Origin of the sequence: Chryseobacterium sp. MEBOG07, from assembly GCF_021869745.1 — a bacterium.
GTDB lineage: Bacteria > Bacteroidota > Bacteroidia > Flavobacteriales > Weeksellaceae > Chryseobacterium > Chryseobacterium viscerum.
In genome coordinates this window covers 1,897,404-1,910,119 of sequence record NZ_CP084579.1, presented here as the reverse complement: position 1 = coordinate 1,910,119, position 12,716 = coordinate 1,897,404, and the positions used below count along the sequence as shown (strand labels likewise).

Here is a 12,716-nt window from a genome sequence, read left to right as displayed (position 1 = left end):
CCTCGTTCATAACATAGAATCATCAAAACGATAACAGGTTTTATTCATAATATCCCCCTTCCCTATTTTCCTTCTGAATAAAACAATAGATAATCTGAATAACAGATTCCGGCGAAAATTTATATTAAAAAACGTAAATTTGCATCATGAATAATGATACGATATGCGCGCTGGCTACCGCCAATGGAATAGGTGCTTTAGGCATCATCCGGGTTTCAGGAAATGAAGCTTTGTCTGTAGTTCAGAAAAGTTTTCCGGCCAAAAAACTGGAAAAACAGAAATCCCATACCATTCATTACGGTTATTTTATGGATGAGGAGGAAGCTATTGATGAAGTAATGCTTTCGATCTTCCTGGCTCCGAAAAGTTTCACCACTGAAAATTCTGTAGAAATTGCTTTTCACGGATCTCCGCATATTGGAAAACGTATTCTTGAAACCCTGACCAAAAATGGAGCAAGAATGGCCAAAGCAGGAGAATTTACACTTCGTGCTTTTATCAACGGAAGAATTGACCTTTCTCAGGCAGAAGCTATTGCTGATGTGATTGCTTCTGAGAATGAGGCTTCCAGAAAAGTTGCCATCAACCAATTGAAAGGAGGAATCACCAACGAAATCTCTATATTAAGAACCGATCTTCTGAATTTTGTCTCCCTGATTGAACTGGAGCTGGATTTTGCCGAAGAAGATGTAGAATTCGCAGACAGAAGTGCTCTGAGCGGATTACTGGATAAAATTGAATTAAAATTAAATTCTCTTATTGAAAGTTTCCAATACGGGAATGCCATTAAAAACGGAACAGCAGTCGCCATCATCGGAAAACCGAATGCCGGAAAGTCTACTCTATTGAATTCCCTTTTAAAGGAAGAAAGAGCTATTGTAAGTAATATTGCCGGAACTACCCGAGATACCATTGAAGAAATTCTTCATATCAAAGGGCATGCTTTCCGTTTGATTGATACAGCAGGATTACGTGATACGGTGGATGAGATTGAAGCTATCGGCGTAAAAAAAGCCAAAGAAAAGGTAGAAAATGCTAATATCCTTGTTTATCTAGCTGATGCCGCTACTGAAGATTTTTCAGAGGATATTGAAATGATCCAATCTCTGTTGAGAGAAGATCTGAAACTGATCATTTGTGCTACAAAAATTGATGAAGTTACTCCTACAAAATACGAAACGGCAGAAGCGATCTTCAGAAATGCAATCTCTAGCGAGTTTGATTTTATTAAAATCTCAGCGGTTGAAAATCAAAACATCCAGGATCTTAAAAATGAATTATCTTCTTATGTAGAGCAATTAAAAGCTTCCGAAAACAATGTGGTCATAACCAATCAACGTCACTATGAGGCTTTACAAAAGTCTTTACAGGCTGTAGATAAAGTAAAAGAAGCTATTTCTTTCCAGATTTCCACAGAATTGCTGGCTTATGAATTGAGAAACGCTTTAGAACATCTTGGCGAAATCTCCGGAGAGGTTACCAATGATGAGGTGCTGGGGAATATTTTTTCTAAGTTTTGTATCGGAAAGTAGACTATGTTTTAGATTGTATATAGATTACAATTGCAATAATACGAAAAACCCTTTAAATATGATGTTTAAGGGGTTTTTTATTTGCCTCTTGTTTTGTTTCAAAATTTAATATTGCAGAATATATACATTGTATTTGTTTCTATTTCGTTTCTATGAATTAGGTTTGGAATAAAATTTGTTATTTCATCGTTAAAAAATGTTACATTTTGAAACAGTAGGAAACATGGAGAAACAATGTGAAACATTTTTAGGGAGAATTTAGACGTTATCTGTATTGCAAAGACCCTTTGAATAACTGTTGTCAGTATGATAAACTTTACATTTAAGACAGAGAGCCCTTCACAGAAAGCATTAGTCCAATAGCCATTAAGGTTGGCACCATTACTTTGCGAATGAGTTCTTCGGCAATCCTGACTTTCGATTGAATGGTCAATCTAATGTCAAACTTGTCAACGTGTCATTATACTCAATTGCTATGCCAAAAGAGAGTTATGCCAAAATGGCTTATTTGCTTAATATTCTACTTTTGTGTTTAAATTATCAGGAGAGTATCCACTGATTTTTACAGGGTATCTTTCGTCAATCAATAGTTTTACTCTTTTTGCTATTTTTTCATGAGTAGGATTAATTATGATTATTTCTTCAAGGTTTGGACTTGACCAACCTGCTGCTAAGGTTTGTCCAAGTTCCGCATCAAGAGGGTCTAATGAGAGTCCATATAAAATAGAAATGTTACATTCTTCTATTGCTCTCCATACTGTCCCGTGTAATTGCCCCATTTCTAAATCATCCTCTTTTGTTCTATAAGGTTCTCGAACAACTTCTGAAGGTAAATAAAGTTTTTTAGATGATTTAACGTCTCCATGAAGATGTAAAACATTAATATCATTTCCAAAATTTATCTGTCCTAAGGAGTTAATAGCGTTATCTAATACGGTATCCCAATTTGTAGTAATAGCTACACATTTATTTGTTTCAGAAAATATAAATTTATAAAGTATATCTTTTAATTGTGGTCTTGCTTTAGTTATTTTATTTTTTTCTGCGTTGGTTAAAGAATTAGCAATTTCTTCTTTCAATTTGTCAATTTTAGAAATAAATTCTTGAGCTAATACGTTTGCATTTGGAAATGTTCCTGTAGAATAGAATCTCATTAAATAAACATATCTTGCTAAGATGCTATTAGCTCCGTCAGCATCTAAGTCAGGTATATTTGATGATTCTCTAAGAACTTCTAAGACAGGTGTCCACGCATTTTCAATAGCTCCAGCTCCTACAATAAATGTTATTTTCTTCGTGTTGTTATTCATGAATGTTTTTTTTATAAAAATATATATAATAATTTAATAACTGCTAAAATGAATCAAAGCATAAGGTATCTACACAAAAGCACCCCACCATAGGGCAAGTTTTTGGTAGTACCCCCGTCTTTGGAAATTAGAGTAAATATTTTCGGACGTATTTGAAGTTCAGTTATTTTTTTGAAATCTTTTCAATATGTTCACAATATGAAGCAAAACAGGTATCACCCACTCATCTTATAAATAACCACGAATATTAATATATAGTAGGGAGGTGATAAAGTGTCCTTTTCCTGGCATAGTACTTAATCAACAGCTTTATTATTCTATATGTCTAAAATGGTATCAAGTAATTCTATGTATTCTTTTTTCAAAATAATAATTTTCCACAATTTTTAGCAGTGTGTGTAATGGAGATAAAATGCTCAGAATTTTACAATGACAAATTGCACTACTATATAATATCTATATGAATATTTTTGTAGCTTGGAAGTTGACGAAATTTCAATGAAAATTTCAAAATTCAAATCATTTGATTCTATAATGTTACTATAATTTATAAAATATTGATAGTCAATATTTATTATTTTTGTATCGGGGAAATAGAACAAATTCTTAAAAACTAGAAATGCACACGCTTCAGATTATGATACATTAGTACTACTGGAAGGTGTCATCAATCCTGATCAGTTAATAACCAATGAAGAAGCGATTTTCTTTGTGAAATTTTTTGAAGACCTTCCCGCTTTTAATTCAAAACGGCTAGAAGAGAGAAACAAAGGGAAGCACTAAGAACTCTAAAAGTATCCTTTATCAAAAATAACTTATATGTAGCAGCCTTTTTAAGGCTGCTTTTTAATATAGTAATGCAAAATTATAAGTCGATTGAAATAAAATCACTTCAGTCTATACCGTAAACATAATAAATTTTAAGCATCTTTAAATGCATACTCATCATATACAATATTGATCAGATTATCAGCATGGATATTCCGTGAAAAAATAGGATAATGAAACCGGTCCAGCTTATTAAGAATCCGTATGAGATCCATTTTTTCAGTATGGTTGAGATTTCCCGTAACAATATTTGTGGCCTGACGTATTTTCTCCATTTGTTTTTCAAGAATCAGGAGTCCTCGGTCAGAAATACGGATTAATTTACTACGTTTATCTAAATCGGAATCTGTCTGTTCGATAAGCCCTTGACGAAGCAGCCTTGCAATGATAAGCATACCTACCGGTTTATCATGAATATTTTTCTTAATGAGTGCCATCTTGCTCATCTCTCCGAAAGCCTTCAGGTTGATCAAATAGATAAAGTCTTCCTGAGTAGAAAATTCAGAATCTGAAATTGCAGATTTTGAGTAGGTTTTCGCATAACGGTTAAGATGCACAAGCAATGTACTTATTGCACTTTCCGGTGTTCTTCCATTTTCTTTTCCTTCCCAATATGGCTCTTCACTATTCTCTGCCTGTTCCACATTTTCCTTATCTGAAATCCATCTCTTCAACCCCTGAATAGTGACAGGATAAGAATTCGGATACAAATCTATATCTGATTCAAATTGCTCAAGCAACGTCATAAAGTCTTTGATAAGAGTAAAATTCATTTCATTTAAAATAGTTTACAAATATACCTTATTTTATATTAATGTAAAGTACCCAAGCAGACTTCTATTATAAAGTATTAAAAATCAAATATTTAAATGTTTCTTATTTCATAATTGAGTTTACTTTCTAACAAAAAGAAATAAGGATAAAATATATTGTAAATAATTACAGAAGTAGATGATAAATAAACTAAAATAATCTCTGATAAAAAAAGGCCAGAACTTTTAAAGCTCTGGCCCTTCATTATTAAACTACCATTAATTGGTCTTTTTATTCCACTCTGCTTTTACATCTTCAGCAGCATCTTTGGTTTTTTCCCAGGCATCATCTGCCTTATCTTTTATATCCTCCCATGCATCAGATATATTGGATTTCACCCTTTCTAACCAGTCTTCCTGTGAAGCTTCCTGATCATTATCCCTTTTTTCATTGATATAGTCTTTTGCTTTATCAGCTAATTCACTCACCTTCCATTTTGCATCATTGGCTGCATTCTTTAAAGTGTTTTCTGTTTCGTTAACTGCATTTTCCGCTTTGTTGTAATCTGAATTATTCATAATGTAATATTTAAGTATTTGGTATATAAATAAACAATGTCTGTGCCTAAAAAATAATTATTATGTTAAAATATTCTTAAAATAATTTGACAATTATCCCCACACCGTTTGATTTCCCTGTAACAACCTGAATATTATACTTTTGTAAAAGCCAGAAGAAATTATATTCAATATTCATTTTTCAAATGGACTTGCTTTATCCTGATTTACCCAGATAAGTTTAGAAGTATCATAGCCAATTTCGCGGGCTTTACTGATAAATTGTTCCTTAATATTCTCAGGAATAGTTTTTTCTCTTGAAAGTATCCACAAATAGTCTAAATCCTTTCCGGCAACCAATGCATACTTGTAGTCTTCCAGTGCCACTACATTGTATCCTGCATAGAAAGGTCCGAAAAAACTCACCTTTAAGGCGGCTGTATTCTTATCTCCCCTGAATTTGGCCGTACCATCAACCGATACCCATTTGTTCTTTTTAAAATTAAAACCACTGTTGACCACTTTTACGCTGCCATCTTTATTCAGGCTGTATTGAGCCATGGCATTGTCCAGGTCTTTTTCAAACCGATAATCAAATCTTGCTATTTCATACCAGGTTCCCAAATACCTGTTGACGTCAAAATTTTTAACAGCTTCTGCTTTTTCAGGCATAGAAGAACATCCTATCAGGACACTCAATACTGCAAAGGCTAGGATGAATTTAAAAAATGTTTTATTTTTCATTTTTAGTTAATTTTTTAAAGAAATAAATATTAAGTAAGAACTGGCTGTATCCATAGACAGCATCTTCAACAGGAATGGTCGTCATTCTTATTCCCATGAAATCATCGGGGTTATAATTAACAACAGGAGAAGGAATCACAGATCCCGTCAGTATTCCGTTTACAGCAAAAAAACCAGGCATCAAAATAAAGTAGACAAAACTTGCCCTCCCAATCCATTCTTTTTTAGCCACAAAATGCAGATAACAAAGTGTGAGTATTGTTACAACCACAGTCAGCAGAGTATATATTTTCTCATAAAAGAGAAGTCCTGTCACCGCGAGAACAATAACAGCCGTAAAGACAATCAGATTATTAAAAAGATCAGCCCAGTCCAGGTTAAAAAACTTTTCGAGGCAATAGTAAGTAAAAACACAGGCAAAAGGAATACAGTAAAAAAACAACCATTCCTCTACTGGAAGTCCTGCAATTTTAACTCCCAAAGTATAATGCACATCAAACCACCACACTCCCATTTTGGTAAACCAGATATCCCACAAAATAAAGGGAACAGCTACAATGGTAGACGACAAGAGAAAAGTTCCGAAATGCTTATTAAATTGTATTCTCCTGTCAAAAGATGCCAAAAAGCAAATAATGACAGTGAAAAAATTAATCAGGATATAGGTATATGACATCATTTTTTATTAAAATACATTTTAAAATATTTAAAGGGTACCCAAAGAAAACCGAAGCACTCTCCTTCTTCTTTTCCGAGATGCTTATGGTGTTGTTTATGGGCACGCCGTATAGCAAGAAAATAGGGATTTTTTGTTTTTGTAAAGATCTTTGCTCTTTGATGGATAAAGATATCATGCACAAAAAAATAACCCATTCCATAAAGGCTTATTCCCAGACCGATAAAAAACCAGCAGCTGAAATCCTGCTTTACTCCCAGATATAATAATGCTATGGCAGGGCTCGCAAAAATGAAAAAGAAAAGGTCGTTTCTTTCAAGTTTTCCTTCATTGCTATGATCATGGTGATCCCGATGCAGAGACCACAGAAAACCATGCATAATATATCTGTGGATAAGCCATGTAGCGCCTTCCATAGAAATAAAAACAGCCAAAACGATCAGGAAATTCATATTACTTTTTTTTGCTGTTAAAAAGATCATCCAGCACTTTGTATCTGAAATTGAAAATACTATTCAGTTTTTCTTTTACAAATAAATAGTGCGCTATTCTGCCTAAAAACCCTAAAGGAAGCTGATAATCTACAGTATCTTTCATTAATACTCCTTTTTCATTCGGGATAAACTCATGAAAATGATTCCAGTATTGATAGGGCCCTTCTTTCTGGAAATCGGTAAAGCTTTTATATTCATCCACGTGGCTGATTATCGTTTTCCAACCCATCGAAATCCCTAATAAAGGTGAAACACGATACTTAATTTCCATTCCTTCAAAAACAGGTTCCTCAGTAGCTGAAAGAACGGTAAAATTCATACTTTCCGGTGTTATTTCAGATAAATTATGAGGTGATGAAAAAAATCCCATACTGTCTCAATATCGCAGCTCAACTGCTGTTCTCTATATAATCGGTATACCATTTCTTTTTTTTTAACAGGTTATCTTTTACCCTATTGGCTTTATGTTATAAATAAGCAGATTTATAGCGGATGTAACTTTTGAATGCAACAAATATTTTTTGTGAATTGGCAATCCTGATTCTGTTTTGCAAAATATGATGGGAGGTTGTTCTTTTTATTTTTTCAAACAGCAGCACATAGTACCTGTATGCCAGATAAACCCCAAACATAGAAGAGCCCGGTAGTTTTTTGATCCCCTTTAAAGCTTCTTGAAATTCTTCTTCGATCTCCTTCTCTATCATAGCTTTCACAGAATTATCAAAAACAGACATATCCAAAGATGGAAAATAAGTACGTCCCAGAATCTGATAATCATCTTTCAGGTCCCGCAAAAAATTAACTTTTTGAAAGGCAGACCCCAGCTTCATGGCAAATGGTTTAAGTTCTTCAAATTGCTCCTTGTCACCGCCTGTAAATATTTGCAGGCACATCAATCCCACCACTTCTGCAGAACCGTAGATATATTCATTATACAGTTCTGAATTATAATCGATGGCATGAAGATCCATTTCCATACTGTGCAGAAACTGATTAATAAGCTGGGTATCTATATTATATTGACGAACCGTTTCCTGAAATGAATGTAAAATAGGATTAAGTGATATACCATCTTCCAGTGCACTGTAAGTTTCGGCCTTTAACCTCATCAAAAGTTTTTCCTGATCATATCCCTGAAAACTATCCACAATTTCATCGGCAAGACGTACATACCCATAAATGGCATAAATAGCAGGTCTTATGGAAGGCTTTAATGCTAATATCCCTAATGAAAAACTGGTGCTGTATTTCTTTGTAGTATGTTTGCTTACATCATAAGACAAATCATCAAACAATTTTTTCATATTATTTTAGTTTTAGTTTATTAACTTCTGCGGCTACGATCTTTCCAGAAATAACGGATGGTGGTACGCCTGGTCCGGGAACAGTCAACTGTCCCGTATAAAAAAGATTTCCAATCTTTTTATTTCTTATTTTAGGTTTTAAGACAGCTGTTTGTGATAAGGTATTGGATAATCCATAAGCATTTCCCTCGTACGCATTATAATCTGAAATAAAATCACTGACACAATAGCTTTTTTTATATTCAATTCTTGAGATAAGATGGCTGGCTCCTGTATGTTTTTCAACTCTTTCAAGCATCTCATTCAGGTATTTTTCCCGGGTAGATTCGTCATCGTATATTCCCGGAGCAAGAGGCAGGAGCAAGAAAAGATTCTCACAGTCTTCAGGGGCTACATCGGGGTCTGTTTTTGATGGGCAGCACAAATAAAAAAGTGGTTTGGCCGGCCATTTCTTATTTTTATAAATACAGTCTATATGATCATCAAGTTCATTTTCAAAGAATAAGGTATGATGCTTTAAATGAGGAATTTTTCCTTTGATTCCCAGATAATAGATCAGGCAGGAAGGCGCAAATGTTTTAGCTTTCCAATAGGCGTTATTGTAATTCCTGAGAGATTTAGGAATTAATGTTTCCGTATGATGATAATCTGATGAAGCAATAACCGCATCAAATTCATGGTCTTCGCCATCTATCCTAAGGGAAACCACTTTACCATTTTCTGTATTGATCTTCTCAACGTCATGATTAAAATGGAAAACAGCACCCTGCTTCTCTGCAACCTTCTGCATAGCAAGAACAAGCTGATAAAATCCTCCCATGGGATACTTGGTTCCCAATACATAGCCCCCATAGTTCATTAAACTATAAAGAGCCGGAATATTCTGAGGGGAGGCACCAAGGAATATAACAGGAAACTCCATCAGAGATCTTAGTTTCTGATCAGAAAAATAGCCTGAAACATATTTTCGGAAATTACTGAGGAGATCAAGCTTCAGCGCACTGCCTGCTATTTTTAGGGATGCAAATTCCAACCAGTTATAACATGGCTTGGTAACAAATTCTTTCATGCCTACCTCATATTTAAATTTGGCAGACTTCATAAATTTATCATATTGCTCACCTGCTCCGTTCTCTATTGTTTCAAATAGCGCCCTAATTTCAGCGTTCTTCCGGGGAACAGACACTTTTTCTTTTGAAAAAACCATCTCAAACTGAGGTTCAAGAGAAACCAGGGTAAAGAAATCCTCAACTTTCATATCAAAATCACGAAAAAAGTCTTCAATAATATCAGGCATCCAATACCAGCTGGGGCCCATATCAAAGACATATCCATTTTCTGTTTTAAATTGTCTTGCCCTTCCGCCAGGTTGATTGTGTTTTTCAAACACATGCACTTCATCTCCTGATTTCGCAGCATATGCCGCGGCCGAGAGCCCTGAAAATCCAGACCCTATAACCGCTATTTTCTTCCTTAAATTTCCACTGCTCATTGTCATTTTTTAATAGTTTTGAAAGACGTTTTTTTTAGTATCAGATCTGTTCAGTTCAGCTTTTTGTACGCGTTATCCAATAAATGCGTTGCTTCCAGATTCATATGATACACAGAATGATGAAAATCATCTAACTTGGTAAGTATGGCGATGAGCAGCATTTGCTCAGAATGAGTAAGATCTCCTATTACAATTCTGGAAGCTTTACGGATTTTATCCATATGCTTATCAAGTATATCAAGCCCCTTTTTCGTTATCTGAATATGTTTTGTTCTTTTGTCTTTTTCGGAAACAGTCTGTTCTACCCAGCCATTATGGATCAGGCGATTAATAATAAGTATACCTGCCGGTTTTTCATGTACATTATGCCTTATCAATTCCATTTTCGACATAGGCCCTGTAGATTTTAGACTTATAAGATAAATAAAGTCATCCTGGCTTGAGAAAGCTGAATTATGGATTGCAGATCTGGAATAAGATTTCGCATACCTGCTCATTCTTACGAGTAAAGTATTGATGATGCTATCAGGACTTCTTCCCATCTCCTTCCCTATCCAGTCAGATTCTTCAGATCCCGATACCTCAGCTTGAGAAGCATTAATCCATTCTATAAAACCATGAAGATCATCGTTATAGTTAGCTTTACCCTCATTTCTTTCCATAAATTGCTGAACAAGTTCTACAACTGATTTTATAAGATCATAATTCATATCATGAAAATTAGTATACAAATATACATATAAAACAATAATAAAGTTTATAAATATACTTAATTGTTATTTTAATTCTATCATTCAACTCATTAATAGTTTAATAATGAACTAATAGATGTTAAAGCTGTACGAATATCTGTGTGCTTAAATATGCAGGAATTGCGGTCAGAATAAAGCCAGAACACTGTAAGAAGGTCCTGTAGTAAAAGGTATATAACTAAGATATTTTAAAAAAAATGAAAATGGATTTCCAATGTAAAAGCCTAAACTTCCACACAAATTCACGATACTCTCATGCTCTTCTGGCCGCTTATGATCAAAGAAGCCTCCTTCTTATTAGCACATTGAATAAGAAAAAGGCAAGCTATCTTTAAAGGAAAAATATAAGATTATAGAGAGGAATTAAAATTTTATGACATAAAAACTATTGATCGATTAATGAAATCATTATTTATATGGGATGTACTTTTCACCTAGATTTTAATGTTTATCAGTTCCCAAAATTCACAAAATGCGGAACCTCTGTCGCAAAACTGTTCATTGGTAAAAGATTATTTCGGTTGCTGTTAAAATCAAAGACTGAATTATTATCAAAAGGAACACGAGGATAATAGGTAAAGGAAATCTGAATTCTGTTGAAAACCAGAAACGGATTATTAATTAATACACCAACTCCTATTTTGGTATTCATTTTTGTATTGAGCAGTTTATCATCCGGCATCCCCAGCCATCCTGCAGCCATTGTCAGATAAGGACTGAAATGGAAATTCTTCCAGGTCTTATTGATAAACAGCTGAAGTTGATATCTTAAAACCAGCTTTTTAGTTCCAATATAATCCGAGTTGTACACCGGAAATTCATCTGCAGAAGAAAGATTGATCCGGTCGATATAAGAATAATTATGTTGTGGATTTCCTAACGCTAGAGTCGGAGAAAAGAAATGTCTCACTTTGGCAAATTTCCAGTCCATAAGATTGGTAAAATAAGTCCCGTCCAGGCGGAATGACTCTCGATTTTGACTGTCCTCATTAAAGAATCTTCCGAACTGAGCTTTCACAGTGAAATATCCAAGGCGTGTAAAATCCCCATAAGATGCAGAAATTCCCACATAAGGCTTCACATTACTGCTTCTTGATAAAGCTCCACCGATAATATTCACCGAATTACCATAGGCAACATCTTCCGGCAGATCATATTGAAAAATATTCTTTTGAACTGAAAAGTTCCTTCGGATAAATCCTATAGACATCAGAAAACTACTGTAAGACTTGAAATATTTGTACTGGTCAATTCCCGGGCTGTCTTTATACTGGTAGTTTTGAACCCTTCCTATAATCGCAATATTACTGGATACTTTTTCGCTTGCACCAGAGGAAACAGGAATCTGATAACCACCCCATAAATCCTGACTATACGCTTTGATCTGAACTTCAGGATAAGTGGTGTCTGTTTCTATCGGAAGTAAAACATTTCGCTTAAAATATTCGAAAGTAAAACCACCTGCCCATTTCGTAAGGGGTGAAAAGAAGTCTCTTCGGACATTGAAATTGACTCTTTCATTCCTCAAAAAATCACGCTCCCCAAGAAGCTGGGCATTGATATAAGAACCGAAAAGATTATATGCAGTATAACTTCCCTGAACATAATTTTGTCTTTCTTTGGAATCATTTCTATAAAGGAAATCAAATGTGTGACCCAACCCCAATACATTTTCTTCAGTAACGCCCAATCCAATTTTGCTTCCGGAATAACTGACTCTCGGTTTCAGACTCCAGGAATCAAGAACTCTCACAACCACATCAATGGAATCTTTACTGGAAGTACTGTCGGAAACACTGATATTAACTCTGTTTACAAATGGCATTGTTCTGAGCAAACGTTCGGATTCGTAGAGTTTCTGTGCATTATATTGTTCACCTTCCTCAAAAAGTAAATAATTATTCACCGTAGAATTTTTTGTTTTGGAGTGAAGATGATCTGTCAGCCAGTCGTACCACTTCAATCTTTCTTTATTATCTTTTGAACTGTATCCGAAAGGGTCAATGGTTTCTATTCGGATTTTTCTGATATATTTTTTGTTATAAGTTTCCTGTGACAGTTTTTCAGTCCGAGACTTAACGGAAGTAGAATCCGCCTCTCTTCGGAATATGAAGCGGTGAATAAATTTGGTAACTTTTCTTTGATCTGAAAACTCTTCTATTTTATAATAAAGCGAATCCTTTTTTTCCTGTGCCTTTAAAGAGAAAAAACCACTTAAAAAGAAAATAAAAACTATAGCTGACTTGTTCATTAATAATCAAAATTCAATAAGGT

General features: G+C 34.5%; 12 protein-coding genes. 1 reads left to right on the top strand and 11 read right to left on the bottom strand.

Annotated features, from left to right (window positions below; all coding sequences use genetic code 11):
- Positions 1-146: 146 nt before the first annotated feature.
- Positions 147-1,532 (top strand): tRNA uridine-5-carboxymethylaminomethyl(34) synthesis GTPase MnmE, encoded by a 1,386-nt coding sequence (gene mnmE / locus LF886_RS08720; RefSeq protein WP_236853742.1) that lies wholly within the window; start codon positions 147-149, stop codon positions 1,530-1,532.
- Between the two features lie 512 nt (positions 1,533-2,044).
- Here the strand turns inward: mnmE and LF886_RS08715 are convergent.
- The 11 genes from LF886_RS08715 to LF886_RS08665 form a co-directional block, all read right to left on the bottom strand.
- Complete coding sequence (locus LF886_RS08715) at positions 2,045-2,842, bottom strand: hypothetical protein (RefSeq protein WP_236853741.1); 798 nt, start codon at positions 2,840-2,842, stop codon at positions 2,045-2,047.
- Between the two features lie 920 nt (positions 2,843-3,762).
- Positions 3,763-4,443 carry a MarR family winged helix-turn-helix transcriptional regulator gene (locus LF886_RS08710; protein WP_236853740.1) on the bottom strand — a complete coding sequence of 227 codons (681 nt, stop codon included), beginning with the start codon at positions 4,441-4,443 and terminating at the stop codon, positions 3,763-3,765.
- Between the two features lie 258 nt (positions 4,444-4,701).
- The gene (locus tag LF886_RS08705) at positions 4,702-5,001 is read right to left on the bottom strand and encodes a hypothetical protein (protein WP_152289933.1); all 300 of its coding nucleotides are present in this window, start codon (positions 4,999-5,001) and stop codon (positions 4,702-4,704) included.
- 174 nt (positions 5,002-5,175) lie between these two features.
- Positions 5,176-5,724, bottom strand: a complete 549-nt coding sequence (locus tag LF886_RS08700; RefSeq protein WP_236853738.1) for a lipocalin family protein — start codon at positions 5,722-5,724, stop codon at positions 5,176-5,178.
- Entirely contained in the window at positions 5,714-6,403 is a 690-nt protein-coding gene (locus tag LF886_RS08695; RefSeq protein WP_236853737.1) for a lycopene cyclase domain-containing protein, read from the bottom strand. Before LF886_RS08695 ends, LF886_RS08700 begins: the two co-directional genes overlap by 11 nt.
- Complete coding sequence (locus LF886_RS08690; protein WP_236853736.1) at positions 6,400-6,852, bottom strand: sterol desaturase family protein; 453 nt, start codon at positions 6,850-6,852, stop codon at positions 6,400-6,402. The genes LF886_RS08695 and LF886_RS08690 overlap by 4 nt, the downstream gene beginning before the upstream one ends.
- Before the next feature lies 1 nt (position 6,853).
- Positions 6,854-7,213 (bottom strand): SRPBCC family protein, encoded by a 360-nt coding sequence (locus LF886_RS08685; RefSeq protein ID WP_317207653.1) that lies wholly within the window; start codon positions 7,211-7,213, stop codon positions 6,854-6,856.
- Between the two features lie 148 nt (positions 7,214-7,361).
- Positions 7,362-8,198, bottom strand: coding sequence for a phytoene/squalene synthase family protein (locus tag LF886_RS08680; protein ID WP_236853735.1), 837 nt, complete (start codon positions 8,196-8,198; stop codon positions 7,362-7,364).
- Between the two features lies 1 nt (position 8,199).
- Positions 8,200-9,690, bottom strand: coding sequence for a phytoene desaturase family protein (locus tag LF886_RS08675; RefSeq protein ID WP_236853733.1), 1,491 nt, complete (start codon positions 9,688-9,690; stop codon positions 8,200-8,202).
- Between the two features lie 50 nt (positions 9,691-9,740).
- Positions 9,741-10,400: a MarR family winged helix-turn-helix transcriptional regulator gene (locus LF886_RS08670; protein ID WP_236853731.1), complete on the bottom strand. Its 660-nt coding sequence runs from the start codon at positions 10,398-10,400 to the stop codon at positions 9,741-9,743.
- Positions 10,401-10,893: 493 nt separating this feature from the next.
- A complete protein-coding gene (locus LF886_RS08665; RefSeq protein ID WP_236853730.1) occupies positions 10,894-12,693 on the bottom strand; it encodes a hypothetical protein in 1,800 nt (599 codons plus the stop codon).
- Positions 12,694-12,716 lie beyond the last annotated feature (23 nt).

Bases quoted from the DNA above. Each gene is read 5' to 3' on its own strand.
- LF886_RS08700 (WP_236853738.1), bottom strand. From the start codon at position 5,724: ATGAAAAATAAAACATTTTTTAAATTCATCCTAGCCTTTGCAGTATTG.
- LF886_RS08695 (WP_236853737.1), bottom strand. From the start codon at position 6,403: ATGATGTCATATACCTATATCCTGATTAATTTTTTCACTGTCATTATT.
- LF886_RS08675 (WP_236853733.1), bottom strand. From the start codon at position 9,690: ATGAGCAGTGGAAATTTAAGGAAGAAAATAGCGGTTATAGGGTCTGGA.
- mnmE (WP_236853742.1), top strand. From the start codon at position 147: ATGAATAATGATACGATATGCGCGCTGGCTACCGCCAATGGAATAGGT.
- LF886_RS08665 (WP_236853730.1), bottom strand. From the start codon at position 12,693: ATGAACAAGTCAGCTATAGTTTTTATTTTCTTTTTAAGTGGTTTTTTC.
- LF886_RS08670 (WP_236853731.1), bottom strand. From the start codon at position 10,400: ATGAATTATGATCTTATAAAATCAGTTGTAGAACTTGTTCAGCAATTT.
- LF886_RS08690 (WP_236853736.1), bottom strand. From the start codon at position 6,852: ATGAATTTCCTGATCGTTTTGGCTGTTTTTATTTCTATGGAAGGCGCT.
- LF886_RS08680 (WP_236853735.1), bottom strand. From the start codon at position 8,198: ATGAAAAAATTGTTTGATGATTTGTCTTATGATGTAAGCAAACATACT.
- LF886_RS08710 (WP_236853740.1), bottom strand. From the start codon at position 4,443: ATGAATTTTACTCTTATCAAAGACTTTATGACGTTGCTTGAGCAATTT.
- LF886_RS08685 (WP_317207653.1), bottom strand. From the start codon at position 7,213: ATGAATTTTACCGTTCTTTCAGCTACTGAGGAACCTGTTTTTGAAGGA.
- LF886_RS08705 (WP_152289933.1), bottom strand. From the start codon at position 5,001: ATGAATAATTCAGATTACAACAAAGCGGAAAATGCAGTTAACGAAACA.
- LF886_RS08715 (WP_236853741.1), bottom strand. From the start codon at position 2,842: ATGAATAACAACACGAAGAAAATAACATTTATTGTAGGAGCTGGAGCT.